This is a genomic window from Micromonospora carbonacea, from assembly GCF_014205165.1.
Taxonomy (GTDB): domain Bacteria; phylum Actinomycetota; class Actinomycetes; order Mycobacteriales; family Micromonosporaceae; genus Micromonospora; species Micromonospora carbonacea.
The window spans coordinates 5,265,683-5,282,656 of sequence record NZ_JACHMZ010000001.1 but is presented as its reverse complement, the minus strand read 5'-3'; the positions used below and the strand labels follow the sequence as shown (position 1 = coordinate 5,282,656).

Genomic DNA, 16,974 nt, shown 5'->3' with positions numbered 1-16,974 from the left:
CGGGACGACCGCGGGGCCCGGCCGGATCGGCCGGGCCCCGCGTCGTGTCGGACGGCGTCGGATCGTGTCGTTCGGATGGGCGGACGGGCGGGAGCGGACGGGTCAGCGCCGGGTGCGGGCGGGCGGCGGATAGACCGAGCCGTCCTGGTAGTCGAAGAGCATCAGGTCGTACTCGCCGGCCAGCCGCTCGATGTCGAGCAGCACCTGGTCCTCGCAGGCGGGGTTGAGGTTCATCTCGATGTGGTCGTTCGCCGCGTGCAGCGGCACGACCTCCCACGGTGAACCCGGGCCGGCCGGCCGGTCGGGATAGCTGGCCGTGATCGCCCGGTAGAAGGCGACGACCCGCGGGTCCGGGTAACGTTCGCCGTGCTGCCCCTGCCGGCACCGTTGCACCGCTGCCCGCACGTCCGCGGGCGTGGCCCCGTCCGGGAGGGCCCACACGCTCAGATCGAAACTCACGGCGGACAGCGTGCCATCTTGGGCCCGGGAAGTCACCGCGACCCCACCGCAGGTGAACGGGGAAAGTTCCGAACGTCCCTCCGGGACGGTCCGCTGTGGAGACTCTTGCGTCGAGTTGCGTCGATTCGCTAGCGTACTCGTGCGGTCACTGGCTGAGTTCGGTCGTCGGCCCGTCTTCGGGTGGCGTGGTCTGACCTCGGGCCCGGCCGGTCCCGCACCCCTCGATTGCGCGAGCCACGCGCACTCGTCGCTGATCGGCCCCCACGGTCGTTGCCGAGACCGTGGGGGCCGATCGCCGACCACCCGGCGGCCGGGATGCGAAAGCCGGCCGGCGCGGGTGGCGGCGGCCCGCGACCGGTGGGTCGTGCCGGTTCACCCGGCGGCGGGCCCGGCGTCGAGGCCGGCTCAGCGCCGGCGGTGGGCGAACAGCGCCCGGTAGTCCGATCCGTTGCGGAACCAGGCCAGCCCCGCCGGGCCGGCGGCGTAGAGCGCGGTGGCGTAGGCGTCGGCCACGGCCAGGTCCGGGCCGATCACGGTGGCCGCGTCGAGCTGGTCGGCCGGCTCCCCGGTGTGCGGGTCGACCACGTGTCCCCGCCGGCCGGTCACCCCGGAGGTCCCCACCGCCCCGGCCGTCATCTCCAGCGCCAGCGGGGCGCGCCGGGGGTCGGTCGGGTGGTGCACCGCCACCCGCCACGGGCCGCCGTGCGGGGCGTGGCCGCGGACGACGAGGTCGGCGCCGGCGACCACGGCGTAGTCGTGGATGCCGGCGGCGCGCAGCCGGGCCGCGGCCCGCTCCACCGCCCAGCCGCCGAGCAGGCCGCCCGGGTCGAAGCCGCCGGGCACCGCCCACGCGTCGAACCAGCCGTCGGTGGCCGCCCGCATCGCGGCGCACCGGTCGACCAGGTCGGTCAGCGGCGCGTACGACTCGGGGCTGATCTCTCCCCGGCGCAGCCGGGAGACCAGGCTGTCGGGGCGGGTCGGGCTGTAGGTGAGGTCGACGGCGCGCAGCTCGGCGACGGCGTCGGCCAGCGCCTCGCCGACCCCGCGCCGGCCCAGCCAGCTCGGGGCGTTGAGCAGCAGCGAGTATTCGGCGGTGCCGGTCCGGACGGTGTGCTGCACGGCGATCCGGTCGACGGCGGCGCCACCGGCGGGGTCGAGGCGGTGGCTGCGGGCGCCCAGCCGCAGGTCGGGGCGGCGGCTGGCGAACGTCGACTGGTCGACCCAGCGGGTGCGCGGCTGTTCGTCGACCCGGCGGTGCCGAGGCTGCTCGTCGATGCGCATCCTGCCGCTCCTTCGCTGACGGTGCCGCGGCACCGCGGCGACCACCCGTCCGGGCCCCCGTGACCCGTTCGCCACCGACCCTACGCAGGGAAGTTGACCGCACCATGAATCTCACCTGGGAGCCTGCTGTGCATTCCGCTTTCCCGAATTGTGGAAGGCTCGTACCGGGAGGCGGGACGGGGCCGTACCGTTGGGCGGAGACGACGAGGTGAGGGAGCTGACGACGTGGCACGCATCGCGGTGGTGGCCGGGGACGGGATCGGACCCGAGGTGGTCGCGCAGGCCCTCAAGGTCGTCGACGCCGTGCTCCCCGGGGTGGAGACCACCGCCTACGACCTCGGCGCGGCCCGCTACCACCGCACCGGCGAGGTGCTGCCGGAGTCGGTGCTGACCGAGCTGGCCGGGCACGACGCCATCCTGCTCGGCGCGGTCGGCGACCCGACGGTCCCGCCGGGCGTGCTGGAGCGGGGCCTGCTGCTCAAGCTCCGCTTCGCCTTCGACCAGTACGTCAACCTGCGCCCCTCCCGGCTGTGGCCGGGCGTGGCCGGCCCGCTGGCCAGCGTCAAGCCGGGCGAGGTCGACCTGGTCGTGGTCCGCGAGGGCACCGAGGGGCTCTACGCCGGCGCCGGCGGCTCCCTGCACCGGGACACCCCGGCCGAGGTGGCCACCGAGGAGAGCCTGAACACCCGGCACGGCGTGGAGCGGGTCATCCGCGACGCGTTCGCCCGGGCGGCGCGCCGCGAGCGGCGCAAGGTGACCCTGGTGCACAAGACCAACGTGCTGACCCACGCCGGGTCGCTGTGGGCCCGCGCCTTCGAGGCCGTGGCCGCCGAGCACCCCGACGTCACCACGGAGTACCAGCACGTCGACGCCGCCGCGATGTTCCTCGTCACCCAGCCCCAGCGCTACGACGTGGTGGTCACCGACAACCTCTTCGGCGACATCCTCACCGACATCGCCGCCGCCGTCACCGGCGGGATCGGGCTGGCCGCCAGCGGCTGCATCAACCCGTCCGGGGCGTACCCGTCGATGTTCGAGCCGGTGCACGGCTCCGCGCCGGACATCGCCGGCCAGGGCGTCGCCGACCCGGTCGCCGCCGTGCTCTCCGCCGCCCTGCTGCTCGACCAGCTCGGGCACGCCGAGGCCGCCGCCCGGGTCACCGCCGCCGTCGGCACGGAGCTGGCCAACCGCACGGCCGGCGTACCGCTGCGCACCGCCGAGGTAGGCGACCGGCTCGCCGGCTACGCGGTGGCCTGAGCCGCCGGGGCCGTCGCGAGCACCCGGTGACCGGCCGGCACCGCCGGCACCCTGTCGGAGGCCACCGCCCGTCGGTTGGCGCTACCCGCTGAACGAGCGTTCGGGGTAGGTTTCTGGCAGCACTTTCCCCCGGCGTGCGGTCCCGCGCGCCGTCGTTCCCCAGGGAGGCACGCGCGATGAGCGGTGGTGACATGCTCGACTTCGAGATCCGTCCGAATCCCACGCCGGTATCCGCCGTCGAACGGGCGGCCCTGCTCGCGGCCCCGGGGTTCGGCCGCGTCTTCACCGACCACATGGTCACGATCCGCTACGCCGAGGGCAAGGGCTGGTACGACGCCCGGGTCGAGGCGCGCGGGCCCATCCCGATGGACCCGGCCTCCGCCGTGCTCCACTACGCGCAGGAGATCTTCGAGGGGCTGAAGGCGTACCGGCTCGCCGACGGGTCGATCACCATGTTCCGGCCGGAGGCCAACGCCGCCCGGTTCGTCGACTCGGCCCGCCGGATGGCGATGCCGGAGCTGCCGCCGGAGCTGTTCGTCGACTCGCTGCGCCGGCTCGTCGACATCGACCGGGACTGGATCCCCGAGGGCGACGGGGCCAGCCTCTACCTGCGCCCGTTCATGATCGCCAGCGAGGTCTTCCTCGGCGTCCGGCCGTCCAACGAATACCTCTACGTGGTGATCGCCTCCCCGGCCGGGTCGTACTTCTCGGGCGGGGCCAAGCCGGTCACGGTCTGGGTCTCGCCGGACTACACCCGCGCCGCCCCCGGCGGCACCGGCGCGGCCAAGTGCGGCGGCAACTACGCCGCCTCGCTCGCCGCCCAGGCCGAGGCGATCGAGGCCGGCTGCGACCAGGTCGTCTTCCTCGACGCGGTGGAGCGCCGCTACGTCGACGAGCTGGGCGGGATGAACGTCTTCTTCGTCTACGACGACGACACCCTCGTCACCCCGCCGCTGACCGGCACCATCCTGCCCGGCATCACCCGGGACGCGCTGCTCACCCTGGCCGCCGAGGCCGGCCACCGGGTCGAGGAGCGGCCGGTCAGCTTCGCCGACTGGGAGGCCGACGCGGCCAGCGGCCGGCTGCGCGAGGCGTTCGCCTGCGGCACGGCGGCCGTGATCACGCCGATCGGCCGGGTCAAGTACCCCGACGGCGAGTTCGCCGTCGCCGACGGCGGGCAGGGCCCGGTGACCACGGCGTTGCAGCAGCGGCTGGTCGACATCCAGCGCGGCCGGGCCGCCGACCCGCACGGCTGGGTCACCCGCCTGTAGGTGCAAGGAAGGGCCCCTTCTTAACACCTGGCGTAGAGAAGGGGCCCCTTCTCACTCCCGCCGGAGCGGGGGTGGTGCGGCTCAGGTCAGCAGGTGCGCGCGGAGCGCGGCGAGCTGGGCGTCGGTGACGCCGGCGTGCCGCAGGTAGCCCTCCGCCGAGCCGTGCCCCTCCCGCAGCTCGGCCAGGAACAGCGTCATCGCCTCGGCGGGCGAGGCCAGATAGGGCGCCGGCAGCTCCCGGGCGTCCGGCATCGTGGCGGCCACCCAGGCGCTGAACCGCTGCGACGCCTCGGTGCTCAGCGCGTAGTCGGCGGCGATGTCGGCGTCGCTCACGCCCAGCGCCGACAGGGTCAGCGCGCAGACGATGCCGGTGCGGTCCTTGCCGGCCACGCAGTGCACGACGACCGGCTCGGCAGCGCTGTCGGCGATCAGCCCGACCGCCTCGGCGAGCCCGGCCGCGCCGGTGCCGGCGAGGTCGGCGTACCGGTCGGCGAGGAAGCGGGCGAGGCTGGCCCCGGGCTCGTACTGGGCCTCCGCCCAGTCGGCGTGCTCCGGGTGGATGTGCCGGTAGGCGAGCCCGGGCAGCTCCGGCACCCGGCCGTCCCGGGCCACCTCGGTCGGGCGGCGCAGGTCGATCACGGTGCGCACGCCGAGGGCGACGAACGCGTCCCGGTCGGGGCCGTCGATGCGGTGCGGGGAGTCGGAGCGGTAGAGCCGGCCCCAGCGGACCGTGCGCCCGTCGCCGGCCGGGTAGCCGCCGACGTCGCGGAAGTTGAACAGGGCGGTGAAGGGGATCCTGCGCTTGTCCTCGGTCGCGTCCACGCTGACAAGGTAACGGCCGGTGGGTCGGAACCCCACCGGCCGTCACGGCGGGCGGTGGCCGTCGCGGTGAGCGCCGCCGGTTACGGCGGGCGGTGGCCGGCGCGGCGAGCGCCGCCGGGCACGGCGGGCGGTGGCCACCATGGCGAGCGCCGCACCGGCACCGCCACCGCGGCGGGCGGCGGCTCAGCGGGCGGTGCCCGGGGGCAGGTTGCCGTAGCTCTCGTCGTAGTAGCCGCCGAGCCGGTCGCGGAACGCCGGGTCGCCGTGGCTGTCCTCGTCGTACTCGGGGGCGGCCTTGATCTGGTCGCGCGTCCGGTCGACGTGCACGGTGCGGGCGTCGTGGTCGACGTGGTTGACCGTGCCGGCGGGCAGCATGACCTTCCTGCCGAAGATCCAGGGGCCGGTGTCGACCACCAGGTAGCTGCCGCCGACCTCGTGGCTCGCGCTGTCGATCTTGCCGATGCCGCCGTCGGTGGCCTCGACGTGGTAGCCGACGAGGTCGGCGTCGGCGACCGAGGGCCGGTCGCGGTAGCTCCACGGGTCGAACGCCCCGGCGGGGGCGCCGCCGGCGATCGCGCCCTGGTCGCCGTGCCGCATCGGGTCGGGCGTGCCGGTGGCGGCGTGCGGGTCGAGCCTGTCCATGGGTGCTCCTGCCCCGACCGTCGTGGTCGTCTGAGAGGGATCGTCTCGGCGGGGTCGTCCCCGAACGACCACCTACCCGGGCCCCGGGCCGCCTACACGCGGACACCCGCCGGGCCGCGGGGTGCGGCGTCGGCGGGTGTCCCGGGCGTACGGCTCAGGCGAGCGCGGCCTGCGCGTCGAGGGCCACGGCGGCGGCGTGCACGACGGCGGCGATGCGCAGCCCCTCGTGCACCTGCTCCCGGGTGAACCCGGCGGCGCGCAGGGTCTTCTCGTGCGACTCCAGGCAGACCCCGCAGCCGGTGATCGCCGAGACGGCGAGGCACCACAGCTCGAAGTCGCCCTTCTCCACGCCCGGCCGCGCGATGATCTGCATCCGCAGCCGGGCCGGCATCGACGCGTAGTTCTCGTCGCCGATGAGGTGCTTGGCCCGGTAGTAGACGTTGTTCATCGCCATGATCGTCGCGGCGCCCTTGGCGGCCTCGACCGCCTCGGCGGTGAGGTGGCCGGCCGCCTCGGCGGCGATCTCCCGCAGCACGACCGGGTTGCGGGCGGCGACGGCGCAGGCCAGCGCCGTGCCCCACGCCTGCTCCGGCTTGAGCGTGGAGGCGCCGACGGTGGAGCCCAGGTTGAGCTTGATGTCCTTGGCGTACTCGGGCAGGGCCGCCTTGATCGCGTCGAGGCCCATCGTCAGGCCCCGGCCCCGGCGAGCAGCTTGGTGGCGTCGAGGGTGTCGCCGCCCTTGTTCCAGTTGCACGGGCACAGCTCGTCGGTCTGGAGGGCGTCGAGCACGCGCAGCACCTCGGAGACGTTGCGGCCGACGGAGCCGGCGGTCACCATGGCGAACTGGATCTCGTTGTCCGGGTCGACGATGAAGGTGGCCCGCTGGGCCACGCCGTCGGCGCCGAGCACGCCGCAGGCGTCGGTCAGCTCGCGCTTGATGTCGCTGAGCATCGGGAACGGCAGCTCACGCAGGTCGGGGTGGTCCTTGCGCCAGGCGTAGTGGACGAACTCGTTGTCCACCGACACGCCGAGCACCTGGGCGTCCCGGTCGGCGAACTCGCCGTTGAGCCGGCCGAACTCGGCGATCTCCGTCGGGCAGATGAACGTGAAGTCCTTCGGCCAGAAGAAGACCACCCGCCACTTGCCCTCGTACGACTTGTGGTTGATCGACTCGAACGCCCGGTCGGCGTCCAGCGAGACGCAGGCGGTCAGCTCGTACTCGGGAAAGCGGTCACCGACAGTGAGCACGGGGTCCTCCTTGGCAGCGGCACGGGGCCGGTAACTTGATCGGTTCCAGATACTGCCGCAGCGGTGTTTCGGCTCGATAGCGGCCGGATGACTTGTGAAGTCGATCACCGACGGCGCGTTCCGCCCCGGGTGGGGCCCGCCCTGCGGTATGCAACCCTCCGTGACCGTCCCGGTATGTGGATTGTTCCTCCCGAAACCCGGGTGCGGGTGGCAGAGTGGCGACCGTGACCAGCACCGTCGCCATTATTGGCAGCTAGCGCGCCCGGCAACCGACTCGCCGAGCGCGCAGACCTCCCGCATCCGCGGGGGGTCTTTTTGTTGGTCCCCCTCCGCCGCCGTACCCCGTCCCGTCCGTGCCCGAAAGGACTCCCCATGACGTTCCAGCTGTACGACACGACGCTGCGCGACGGCGCCCAGCGCGAGGGGCTCACCTACTCGGTCGTCGACAAGCTCGCCGTGGCCCGGCTGCTCGACGAGTTCGGGGTGGGCTTCATCGAGGGCGGCTGGCCGGGCGCGGTGCCCAAGGACACCGAGTTCTTCCGCCGGGCCCGCACCGAGCTCGACCTGAAGAACGCCCTGCTCGTCGCGTTCGGGGCCACCCGCAAGGCCGGCGTCGCCGTCGCCGACGACCCGCAGGTGCGGGCGCTGCTGGACGCGCAGACGCCGGCCGTCGCGCTGGTCGCCAAGGCCGACCTGCGGCACGTCGAGCGGGCGCTGCGCACCACCGCGCAGGAGAACCTGGCGATGATCCGGGACACGGTGCGCCACCTCGTCGCCGAAGGGCGTCGGGTCTTCGTCGACGGGGAGCACTTCTTCGACGGCTACCGCAACGACCCCGCGTACGGCGCGGAGGTCGTGCAGACCGCCCTGGCCGCCGGGGCCGAGGTGATGGTGCTCTGCGACACCAACGGCGGCATGCTGCCGTCCCACGTGAGCGCGGCGATCGCCGACCTGACCGCCCGCACCGGGGTCGACCCCGCCCGCCTGGGCATGCACGCCCAGAACGACACCGCCTGCGCGGTGGCCAACACCATCGCCGCCGTCGAGGCCGGCGTCCGGCACGTGCAGGGCACCGCCAACGGCTACGGCGAGCGCCCCGGCAACGCCGACATCTTCGCCGTCGCCGCCAACCTCCAGCTCAAGCTCGGGCTGCCGGTCCTACCGGAGGGCTGCCTGGAGCAGATGGTGCGGGTCTCCCACGCCATCGCCGAGATCGCCAACATCGCCCCCGACACCCACCAGGCGTACGCCGGGGCCGCCGCCTTCGCCCACAAGGCGGGGCTGCACGCGAGCGCGATCAAGGTGGATCCGCTGCTCTACAACCACGTCGACCCGACCGTGGTGGGCAACGACATGCGGATCCTGGTCACCGAGATGGCCGGCCGGGCCAGCGTCGAGCTGAAGAGCCGCGAGCTGGGCCTGGACCTGGCCGGCCATCCGGAGACCCTGTCCCGGGTGACCAGGCGGGTCAAGGAGCTGGAGGCCGGCGGCTGGTCCTTCGAGGCCGCCGACGCCTCGTTCGAGCTGCTGGTCCGCTCCGAGCTGCCCGACGCCGCCCCGGCCCGGCCGTTCGCCCTGGAGTCCTACCGGGTGCTGGTCGAGCACCGGGAGGACGGCTCGGTGGTCTCCGAGGCCACCGTCAAGATCCGGGTACGCGGCGAGCGGCTGATCGCCACGGCCGAGGGCAACGGCCCGGTCAACGCCCTCGACGAGGCGCTGCGGGTCGGCTTGTCCCGGCACTACCCGGAGCTGCGCGACTTCGAGCTGGCCGACTACAAGGTGCGCATCCTGGAGGGCAGCCACGGCACCGGCGCGGTGACCCGGGTGCTGGTGGAGACGGCCGACGGGGCGGGCCGCGACTGGACCACGGTCGGCGTGCACCCCAACGTCGTCGAGGCGTCCTGGCACGCCCTCGTCGACGCCCTCACCTACGGCCTGGACCGCGCCCGCGTGTAAGGAGGGGCCCCCGGTTAACGCCTGCGGTAGAGAAGGGTCCCCTTCTCGCCACCGCAGGCGGCGCGGCGCGGCGCGGGGCGGCGCGGCGCGAGGCTCAGGCGGCGGGCAGGCGCAGCTCGGCGAGGACCGCGCGGTGGTCGCTGCCCGGCACCGCGCGCACCGACACGGACCGGACTGCGATCCGCCGGTCCGCCAACACGTGGTCGATCGTCACCGGCGGGATCGGGTCGCCGTCGTACGGCCCCCAGGTGCCGACGAGCCCGGTGCCGGTGGCGTCGGCCGCGTCGACGTACCCGGTGGCGAGCAGGTCGCGCAGCGGGGCGTGGTCGAGGGTGGCGTTGAAGTCCCCGGCGAGGATCGACAGCCCCGCATCGGGGGTGGCCGGCGGCTGCGCCGCCAGGTCGGCGCGCCAGAAGCCGACCTGGTCCAGCGCGTACGGGGCCGACGGGTGGACCGACTCGACCCGCACCGGCGGCCCGCCGGGCGGGGTGATCGTCCCGTACGCCTGGGTGAAGCCCCAGCCGCCGCGGTGCTGCCGGATGCCGCCCCCGGCGATCGGGAAGCGGGCGTAGAGCCCCGAGCCGACGGTGCCGACCTGCGGGTTGAGCTGCCGGTGGGGCAGCAGGGCGGCCAGGCCGAGCCGGTCCAGCTCGGCCGCCGCGCCCGGGGTGAACTCCTGCACGGCCAGCACGTCGACCCGCAGGTCGCGCACCAGCCCGACGACGGTGCCGGCGTCGGCGGCGCCGGCCAGCAGGTTGGCGGTGAGCACCCGCAGCGTCGGCCCGCCGGCCGGCGGCTGCGCCGACGGCACGGCCCGGGGCACGACCACGGCGATCAGCGCCGCCGCGACCAGGGCCGCGACCGCCGCCGGCCAGCGCCGCCGCAGGGCGAGCGCGAGCAGCAGCGGCACGGGCGTCCAGGCGGCGACGTACGGGGTGAAGGCGACCGCCTGCACCGCCGGCCCCCGTTCGAGGCCGGGCAGGCGCACCGCCGCCCACACCACCCCGGGGGCGACGGCGAGCCAGCACAGCCAGGCCCGGGTCCGGGCGGCGCGAGCGGCCGGTCGGGCGGGGGTGTCGGCGTGGGTGAGCACGTCGACACCGTAGCGGCAGGGCGCGACCGGCGACGCCGCCCGTGCCGGAGCGGCGGGCATCGTGAATTGTCGAGCGTTCATGTTTCGCAATTTGTGGGCTGGGCTGGAACAGTCTGAAACGCCGCCTTCCGCCATTGACCCCGCGCTTTTGCCGGTGCTACTTTCCACCTGGTTCCAGCCCCGATTCTCAGGGAGTAATAGCTGCTCAAGGCGGGTGTGGGTGCTTCTTCAGCCGGCTTGACGGTGGTCGCTTCAGCGACATTTTTCGGTGCTGGCAGGCTCGGATAAAGCCGGCTCGTTGTTTCGCGGGTCGGTCGTGTCGACACGGTCAACAAGGGGGACCTGTCATGGCAAGAATCATTTCCCGTAGGGCGGTCGCGGTCACGTTCGGCGCGCTGGTGCTGACGCTGGCCGGCGGCGGGATCGCCGCCGCCCAGACCACCACGGCGGCCAGGCCCGCGGCCCAGACCGGGCAGCCGGGTGGAAGCGCCGTCGCGCCGTCCGGACAGCCGCAGCCGACGGTGGCCGAGGCGGCGGCGGCCAAGGCGGCGATGAAGAAGGGGGTGAGCCCCTCCTACGTCAACGGCTCGACGTCCTTCGCCGTCGTCAGCAGCGCCGGCACCCTGCTCCGCTCGCGGGACGCCGTCTCCGCGACCAAGTACGGCCCCGGCCAGTACCAGGTCATCTTCAACCGCAGCCTGACCAGTGCCGCCTTCGTGGCCACCATCGGCACCACGGACTCGTGCTGCATCCCGCCGGCCGGCGAGATCTCGGTCGCGCCGCGGCTGGCCACGCCGAACGGGGTCTTCGTGCAGACGTACGACTCCACCGGCGCGCCCGCGGACCGGCCGTTCCACCTGGCCGTGTTCACTCCCTGACCCCGTACCGCCCGGCGCGGGTGCCGGCCCCGGTGACGGGGCCGGCACCCGCGTGCCGCCCGCGAGCCCTGCGGCCTTCGGTCGCGGTTGAGGGCGCTCGTCCCGGTTCGGCCCGGTAAGGTGCTCGAATTCCGACGTTTGCCCGGGTGCCGGCCCGGGAAGCAAGCACCGTGACGGACATCTCGGACACCCTGGCCAGCCTGCCCACCGCGGTCGATCCCGATCCGAGCGGCGTCGAGCTGGAACAGACCCTCTTCGAGGTCAAACGCGTGATCGTCGGGCAGGATCGGCTCGTCGAGCGACTGCTCACCGCCCTCGTCGCCGGCGGCCACTGCCTCCTGGAGGGGGTACCCGGCGTGGCGAAGACCCTCGCCGCGCAGACCCTCGCGACCGTGGTCGGCGGGACGTTCTCCCGGATCCAGTTCACCCCGGACCTGGTCCCCTCCGACATCGTCGGCACCCGCATCTACCGGGCGTCGAAGGAGAGCTTCGACGTCGAGCTCGGCCCGATCATGGCCAACCTCGTGCTCGCCGACGAGATCAACCGGGCCCCGGCGAAGGTGCAGTCCGCCCTGCTGGAGGCGATGGCCGAACGGCAGGTCTCCATCGGCGGGCGCGCCTGGCCGGTCCCCGTGCCGTTCCTGGTGCTGGCCACCCAGAACCCGATCGAGTCGGAGGGGGTCTACCAGCTCCCCGAGGCGCAGCGGGACCGGTTCCTCATGAAGATCGTCGTCGACTACCCCGGGGACGCCGACGAGCTGGCCATCCTCTACCGGATGAGCACCGACCGGCCCACCCCGCGCCGGGTCCTCGACCCCGACCGGCTGCGCGCGCTCCAGCGGCGGGCCGGCGACGTCTTCGTGCACCACGCCGTCGCCGAGTACGTCGTGCGGCTGATCCTGGCCACCCGGGACCCGGGCCGGTTCGGGTTGCCCGAGATCGCGCCGCTGCTGGCGTACGGGGCGAGCCCCCGGGCCACCCTCGGCCTGGTCGCCGCCGCCCGCGCCCAGGCCCTGCTGCGGGGCCGCGACCACGTGCTGCCCGAGGACGTCCGGGAACTGGCGGTGGACGTCCTGGCCCACCGGCTGGTGCTCTCCTTCGACGCGGTCGCCGACGGGGTCTCCGCCGAGGCGGTGGTGCACCGGCTGATCCAGGCCGTGCCCCCGCCCCGGGTCGCCGCCCAGCACACCGGACACGCCACCGACCTGGCGGCGGCGTGAGGGGCTTCGCCGGCCCGCCCGCCGGCGCCGCCCGGGCGACGCGGGCCGCCGGGGGAGCACCCGCCGCCGGGGGAGCCGGGTCGGTGCCGCCGGACCCGACCCTCGCCGACCTCGCGCCGGACCGGCGGCTGCGCCGGCTGGAGCTGACCGTCACCCGCCGCCTCGACGGGCTGCTGCACGGCGAGCACCGGGGCCTGCTGCCCGGCCCCGGCAGCGAGATCGCCGGCAGCCGCGAGTACCGGCCCGGCGAGGACGAGGTGCGCCGGATGGACTGGGCGGTCACCGCCCGGACCACCGTCCCGCACGTCCGCGAGGTCGACGCCGACCGGGAGCTGACCACCTGGCTGCTGGTCGACGCCAGCCCCAGCATGGAGTTCGGCACCGCCGAGCTGGACAAGCGCGAGCTGGCGGTGGCCGCCGTGGCGGCGGTCGGCTTCCTCACGGCGGGCTCCGGTAACCGGCTCGGCGCGCAGCTGCTCGGCGCGCACGGGCTGCGCCGGTTCCCCGCCCGGGGCGGGCGTACCCACCTGCTCGGTCTGCTGCGGGCCCTGCTGGCCGCGCCGCGCGCCGCCGCGACCGACCCGGCCGCCGGCCCGCCCGCCGCGCCCGGCCTCGCCGACGGGCTGGCCGCCGTGGGCCGGGCCGCCACCCGGCGCGGCCTGGTCGTGGTGGTCTCCGACCTCCTCGACGGGCTGCCGGACGACCCGGCGGACCCGCCGCCCTGGGAGGTGGCGCTGCGCCGGCTCGCGGTCCGGCACCAGGTGCTCGCCGTGGAGGTGACCGACCCGCGCGAGCTGGAACTGCCGGACGTCGGCCTGATCACCCTGGTCGACCCGGAGACCGGCCGCCGGCGGGAGGTCTGCACCGGCGACCGCCGGCTGCGCGAGCGGTACGCCGAGGCGGCCCGCGCCCAGCGCGACCAGGTCCGCCAGGTGCTGCGCCGGTGCGGGGCGGCCCACCTGCCGCTGCGCACCGACCGCGACTGGTGCGCCGACATCGTCCGGCACGTGCACGCCCAGCGCCGGCTCGCCCTGGCCCCGGCGGCCAGCGGCACCGGCCGGACGGCCCGCTCCGGAGCGCTGTCGGGAGGTGCCGCGTGAGCTGGGAGTCGCCCCTGCGGCTCTGGCTGCTGCTCGGGGTCGCCGCGCTCGCCGTCGGCTACCTGCTCGCCCAGCGCCGCCACAGCCGGTACGCGGTCCGCTTCACCAACCTGCGGCTGCTCGACCGGGTGGCCCCGCACCGCCCGGCCTGGCGGCGGCACGTGCCGGCGGGCCTGTTCCTGGCCATGCTGGCGCTGCTGGTGGTGGGCTTCGCCCGGCCCAGCGCCGAGGTGCGGGTGCCCCGGGAACGGGCCACCGTCATGGTGGCGGTCGACGTGTCCACCTCGATGCTCGCCTCCGACGTGGAACCGGACCGGCTCAGCGCCGCCAAGGAGGCGGCCCGGCGCTTCGTCGACGGCCTGCCCGACGAGTTCAACGTCGGGCTCGTCGCGTTCGCCGGCAGCGCCGCCGTGCTGGTGCCGCCCGGCACGGACCGCCAGGCCCTGCACGACGGCATCGAACGCCTCGCCGAGGGCAGCACCGGCGTGCAGGGCACCGCCATCGGGGAGGCGATCAACACCTCCCTCGGCGCGGTGAAGGCGCTGGACAGCCAGGCCGCGCAGGACCTGCCGCCGGCCCGGATCATCCTGCTCTCCGACGGCGCGAACACCTCCGGCATGGACCCGATGGAGGCCGCCGCCGAGGCCGTCGACGCGAAGGTGCCGGTGCACACCATCTCGTTCGGCACCCCGTCCGGGTTCGTCGACCGGGGCGGGCGGCCCATCCAGGTGCCGGTGGACGGGCAGACCCTCAAGGCGGTCGCCGACTCCACCGGCGGCGGCTTCCACGAGGCGACCACCCGCGAGGAGCTGCGGGCGGTGTACGACGACATCGGCACCTCCGTCGGCTACCGCACCCAGCGGCAGGACGTCTCCGCCCGGTTCATCGGGCTGGGACTGGTGCTGGCCATGGGGGCCGCGGCGGGATCGATGCGGTGGTTCTCCCGGCTGCCCTGAACACGGCGGCCCCACCGGCCGGCCCGGTCCGGCCGGACTCCCCGACAGACGTCGACGTGAGGAGCAGCGGATGGCAGTACAGACCGGACTGGGCGAGCCGCGCGGGCCGTGGTTCGTCTCGCCCGAGCTCGACCCCGACGGGCGTGGCCGGCGGGACGTACCCGGTGGGGGCGGGGCCGACCGGCGTCGGACCTGGCAGGGCCGGCTGCTGGCCGCCGCCGGGGTGGTGGCGCTGTCCACCCTGTCCGGCGCGGCGGCGGGCGCCTGGGTCGCCGACCCGGCCGCCGCGCCGGGCCCGGAGGCGGCGTCGGCCGCGCCCGTGCCGGCGGAGCTGGTGACCGCCGCCGAGCGCACCGTGCCGGGGGTGGTGTCGGTGCTGGTCGGCGGGGCCACCGGCAGCGCGGCGACGGGGTCCGGCTTCGCCATCGACGACCAGCAGCACCTGATCACCAACGACCACATCCTCGCCAAGGGCGGCGGCGGGGCGGTGACGGTGGAGCTGCCGGACGGCCGGCGGTTCGCCGCCGAGGTCGTCGGTCGGGAACCGGGCAGCGACCTGGCCGTGCTGCGGGTGCCGCCGGACGCCGGCCTGGCCCCGCTGCCGCTGGCCAAGCCGGGGGCCACTCGGGTCGGCGAGCCGGTGCTCGCGGTCGGCTCCCCGCTCGGGCTCGCCGGCACCGTCACCGCGGGCATCGTCAGCGCCCTCGACCGTCAGGTGCGCCTCGGCGCGACCCGGCACCGCGCCGTGCAGACCGACGCGTCCATCAACCCGGGCAACTCCGGCGGCCCGCTGGTCAACGCCCGGGGCGAGGTGGTCGGCGTGAACACCGCCATCGCCACCATCGACGGCAGCGGCTCGATCGGCATCGGCTTCGCCATCCCGATCGAGCAGGTGCAGCAGAGCGCCGACGCGATCATCGGAAAGGGCGGCTGACCCCGGCCGGGCCGCCGCCGGGCCCCACGGCCACCCACCACGCCCGGGCGGGGCGCTAGCCTGCTCACGTGGACGACGGACTGCGGGTGACCGACCGGCTGGTCGTGCCGGCCGCCGAGCTGCGGGAACGCTTCTCCCGCTCGTCGGGCCCGGGCGGGCAGGGCGTCAACACCACCGACTCGCGGGTGGAGCTGAGCTTCGACGTCGCCGGCTCGCCGAGCCTGCCCGAGCCGCTGCGCGTCCGGGCCCTGGACCGCCTGGCCGGGCGGCTCGTCGACGGGGTGCTCACCATCGCCGCCAGCGAGCACCGCGCCCAGCTCGCCAACCGGGAGGCCGCCCGGGAACGGATGGCGGCCCTGCTGCGCGAGGCGGTCGCCCCGCCGCCCCCGCCGCGCCGCCCGACCCGCCCGTCGCGGGGCGCGAAGGAACGCCGCCTCGCCGACAAGAAGCGCCAGGCACAGCGCAAGCGCGACCGCCGCGTCGACGGCGACTGACCGCGCCGCGCCCTGCACCGGCGCGACTGCCACCTCCGCGCGTTGCCCGCCGCGCCGGGGTCTGCTGGAATGGCTTCGGGAGCAACAGGGCCGTCACCGACCGCACGACGTCACGTGACAGGAGTCCCTCCACCATGCCCCGAAAGCCCTTCCTCACCGCCCTCCTCGCCGCCCTCGCGGCCGTGCCGCTGACGTTGCTGCTCGGGCTCGTCGCCGCGCCGCCCGCCCTGCCGGCCGCCGCCGACCCGGTGCGCGTCATGCCGCTGGGCGACTCGATCACCGGCTCGCCCGGCTGCTGGCGCTCCCTGCTCTGGAACCGCCTCCAGTCGACCGGCCACACCGGCGTCGACTTCGTCGGCACCCTCGGCCCGCAGGGCTGCGGCCAGCCGTACGACGGCGACAACGAGGGCCACGGCGGATACCTGGTGACGAACGTCGCCAACCAGAACCTGCTGCCCGGCTGGCTCTCCGCCACCGACCCCGACGTCGTGCTCATGCACTTCGGCACCAACGACGTGTGGAGCAACATCCCCCCGGCGACCATCCTGGCCGCGTACTCCAAGCTGGTCGACCAGATGCGGGCCAGCAACCCGGCGATGCGGGTGATCGTTGCGAAGATCATCCCGATGGCCCCCGCGAGCTGCGCCGAGTGCGGGCAGCGGGCGGTGGCGCTCAACAGCGCGATCGACGGCTGGGCGGCGGGCAAGACCACCGCGCAGTCGCCGATCGTGGTCGTCGACCAGTGGACGGGCTTCAGCACCGCCGCCGACACCTACGACGGGGTGCACCCGAACGCCGCCGGCGACCAGAAGATGTCGGACCGCTGGTATCCGGCGTTGGTCGCCGCGCTGACCGGCGGCACCCCGACGGCCACGCCCACGGTGACCCCGACGGCCACGCCCACGGCCACCCCCAGCGCGACGCCGTCGGTCACGCCGACGCCCACCCCCACCGTCACGCCGACGCTGTCGCCGCCGGTCACCCCGACCTCGAACCCCGGCGGCGGGTGCACGGCCAGCTACCGGATCGTCGGGCAGTGGCAGGGCGGCTTCCAGGGCGAGGTGACCGTACGCAACACGGGCACCGCGGCGCTGAAGGGCTGGACGGTCCGGTTCGGCTACGCCGACGGCCAGCGGATCGACCAGGCGTGGAACGCCGACGTGACGCAGAGCGGAACCGCGGTGACCGCACGGAACGTCAGCTGGAACGGGGCCCTCGCGCCCGGCGCCGAGGCGGCCTTCGGGTTCCTCGGCAGCGCCGGCGCCAGCAACCCGGTGCCGCAGCCGAGCTGCGCCACGTCCTGATCCCCGGCCGGGCCGTGCGCTCGGGCCGACCGACCTGCCGTCGCCGCCCCCCGTTTCCG

At 75.0% G+C, this 16,974-nt stretch carries 17 protein-coding genes; 10 read left to right on the top strand and 7 right to left on the bottom strand.

Translation table 11 applies throughout. The features are described 5' to 3' along the window. Positions 1 to 102: 102 nt before the first annotated feature. The gene (locus HDA31_RS22100) at positions 103 to 459 is read right to left on the bottom strand and encodes a hypothetical protein (protein WP_176734805.1); all 357 of its coding nucleotides are present in this window, start codon (positions 457 to 459) and stop codon (positions 103 to 105) included. Between the two features lie 405 nt (positions 460 to 864). Continuing rightward, complete coding sequence (locus HDA31_RS22095) at positions 865 to 1,740, bottom strand: FAD:protein FMN transferase (RefSeq protein WP_178063755.1); 876 nt, start codon at positions 1,738 to 1,740, stop codon at positions 865 to 867. A gap of 225 nt (positions 1,741 to 1,965) precedes the next feature. Between HDA31_RS22095 and HDA31_RS22090 the strand changes: the two genes are divergently transcribed. Both HDA31_RS22090 and HDA31_RS22085 read left to right on the top strand, forming a co-directional pair. Continuing rightward, positions 1,966 to 2,997: a 3-isopropylmalate dehydrogenase gene (locus HDA31_RS22090; protein ID WP_074473767.1), complete on the top strand. Its 1,032-nt coding sequence runs from the start codon at positions 1,966 to 1,968 to the stop codon at positions 2,995 to 2,997. Between the two features lie 176 nt (positions 2,998 to 3,173). Continuing rightward, positions 3,174 to 4,268, top strand: a complete 1,095-nt coding sequence (locus HDA31_RS22085; RefSeq protein WP_178063756.1) for a branched-chain amino acid aminotransferase — start codon at positions 3,174 to 3,176, stop codon at positions 4,266 to 4,268. An 81-nt stretch (positions 4,269 to 4,349) separates the two neighbouring features. On the opposite strand, the gene HDA31_RS22080 is transcribed toward HDA31_RS22085, so the two are convergent. From HDA31_RS22080 to HDA31_RS22065, 4 genes are all read right to left on the bottom strand, one after another. Beyond that, positions 4,350 to 5,090, bottom strand: coding sequence for a tyrosine-protein phosphatase (locus HDA31_RS22080; protein WP_178063757.1), 741 nt, complete (start codon positions 5,088 to 5,090; stop codon positions 4,350 to 4,352). Between the two features lie 183 nt (positions 5,091 to 5,273). After that, positions 5,274 to 5,732, bottom strand: a complete 459-nt coding sequence (locus tag HDA31_RS22075) for a PRC-barrel domain containing protein (RefSeq protein WP_178063758.1) — start codon at positions 5,730 to 5,732, stop codon at positions 5,274 to 5,276. 154 nt (positions 5,733 to 5,886) lie between these two features. Beyond that, positions 5,887 to 6,417, bottom strand: a complete 531-nt coding sequence (ahpD, locus tag HDA31_RS22070; RefSeq protein WP_178063759.1) for an alkylhydroperoxidase, AhpD family — start codon at positions 6,415 to 6,417, stop codon at positions 5,887 to 5,889. Between the two features lie 2 nt (positions 6,418 to 6,419). Beyond that, on the bottom strand, positions 6,420 to 6,980 hold the full coding sequence (locus HDA31_RS22065) for a peroxiredoxin (RefSeq protein WP_043962272.1): 561 nt from the start codon (positions 6,978 to 6,980) through the stop codon (positions 6,420 to 6,422). 372 nt (positions 6,981 to 7,352) lie between these two features. Between HDA31_RS22065 and cimA the strand changes: the two genes are divergently transcribed. Beyond that, complete coding sequence (gene cimA, locus HDA31_RS22060) at positions 7,353 to 8,936, top strand: citramalate synthase (RefSeq protein WP_178063760.1); 1,584 nt, start codon at positions 7,353 to 7,355, stop codon at positions 8,934 to 8,936. Positions 8,937 to 9,030: 94 nt separating this feature from the next. Here the strand turns inward: cimA and HDA31_RS22055 are convergent, their stop codons facing one another. Further along, positions 9,031 to 10,110: an endonuclease/exonuclease/phosphatase family protein gene (locus tag HDA31_RS22055; protein WP_246384472.1), complete on the bottom strand. Its 1,080-nt coding sequence runs from the start codon at positions 10,108 to 10,110 to the stop codon at positions 9,031 to 9,033. 266 nt (positions 10,111 to 10,376) lie between these two features. Between HDA31_RS22055 and HDA31_RS22050 the strand changes: the two genes are divergently transcribed. From HDA31_RS22050 to HDA31_RS22020, 7 genes are all read left to right on the top strand, one after another. Further along, positions 10,377 to 10,907 carry a hypothetical protein gene (locus tag HDA31_RS22050; RefSeq protein ID WP_074473773.1) on the top strand — a complete coding sequence of 177 codons (531 nt, stop codon included), beginning with the start codon at positions 10,377 to 10,379 and terminating at the stop codon, positions 10,905 to 10,907. A gap of 170 nt (positions 10,908 to 11,077) precedes the next feature. Continuing rightward, positions 11,078 to 12,127, top strand: a complete 1,050-nt coding sequence (locus HDA31_RS22045) for an AAA family ATPase (protein WP_178063761.1) — start codon at positions 11,078 to 11,080, stop codon at positions 12,125 to 12,127. A gap of 83 nt (positions 12,128 to 12,210) precedes the next feature. Continuing rightward, positions 12,211 to 13,227, top strand: a complete 1,017-nt coding sequence (locus HDA31_RS22040) for a DUF58 domain-containing protein (protein ID WP_178067151.1) — start codon at positions 12,211 to 12,213, stop codon at positions 13,225 to 13,227. Next, positions 13,224 to 14,183, top strand: a complete 960-nt coding sequence (locus HDA31_RS22035; protein WP_178063762.1) for a VWA domain-containing protein — start codon at positions 13,224 to 13,226, stop codon at positions 14,181 to 14,183. The genes HDA31_RS22040 and HDA31_RS22035 overlap by 4 nt, the downstream gene beginning before the upstream one ends. Before the next feature lie 70 nt (positions 14,184 to 14,253). Beyond that, positions 14,254 to 15,117 (top strand): S1C family serine protease, encoded by an 864-nt coding sequence (locus HDA31_RS22030; RefSeq protein WP_074473776.1) that lies wholly within the window; start codon positions 14,254 to 14,256, stop codon positions 15,115 to 15,117. Between the two features lie 68 nt (positions 15,118 to 15,185). Then, a complete protein-coding gene (gene arfB / locus HDA31_RS22025) occupies positions 15,186 to 15,611 on the top strand; it encodes an alternative ribosome rescue aminoacyl-tRNA hydrolase ArfB (protein WP_178063763.1) in 426 nt (141 codons plus the stop codon). Positions 15,612 to 15,745: 134 nt separating this feature from the next. Further along, entirely contained in the window at positions 15,746 to 16,915 is a 1,170-nt protein-coding gene (locus HDA31_RS22020) for a cellulose binding domain-containing protein (RefSeq protein ID WP_178063764.1), read from the top strand. Positions 16,916 to 16,974: the final 59 nt, after the last annotated feature.

What these genes read in the sequence shown, in the direction of transcription:
- HDA31_RS22095 (WP_178063755.1), bottom strand. Translation starts at nt 1,740, where the DNA reads ATGCGCATCGACGAGCAGCCTCGGCACCGCCGGGTCGACGAACAGCCG.
- HDA31_RS22085 (WP_178063756.1), top strand. Translation starts at nt 3,174, where the DNA reads ATGAGCGGTGGTGACATGCTCGACTTCGAGATCCGTCCGAATCCCACG.
- HDA31_RS22075 (WP_178063758.1), bottom strand. Translation starts at nt 5,732, where the DNA reads ATGGACAGGCTCGACCCGCACGCCGCCACCGGCACGCCCGACCCGATG.
- ahpD (WP_178063759.1), bottom strand. Translation starts at nt 6,417, where the DNA reads ATGGGCCTCGACGCGATCAAGGCGGCCCTGCCCGAGTACGCCAAGGAC.
- cimA (WP_178063760.1), top strand. Translation starts at nt 7,353, where the DNA reads ATGACGTTCCAGCTGTACGACACGACGCTGCGCGACGGCGCCCAGCGC.
- HDA31_RS22055 (WP_246384472.1), bottom strand. Translation starts at nt 10,110, where the DNA reads ATGAACGCTCGACAATTCACGATGCCCGCCGCTCCGGCACGGGCGGCG.
- HDA31_RS22050 (WP_074473773.1), top strand. Translation starts at nt 10,377, where the DNA reads ATGGCAAGAATCATTTCCCGTAGGGCGGTCGCGGTCACGTTCGGCGCG.
- HDA31_RS22030 (WP_074473776.1), top strand. Translation starts at nt 14,254, where the DNA reads ATGGCAGTACAGACCGGACTGGGCGAGCCGCGCGGGCCGTGGTTCGTC.
- HDA31_RS22020 (WP_178063764.1), top strand. Translation starts at nt 15,746, where the DNA reads ATGCCCCGAAAGCCCTTCCTCACCGCCCTCCTCGCCGCCCTCGCGGCC.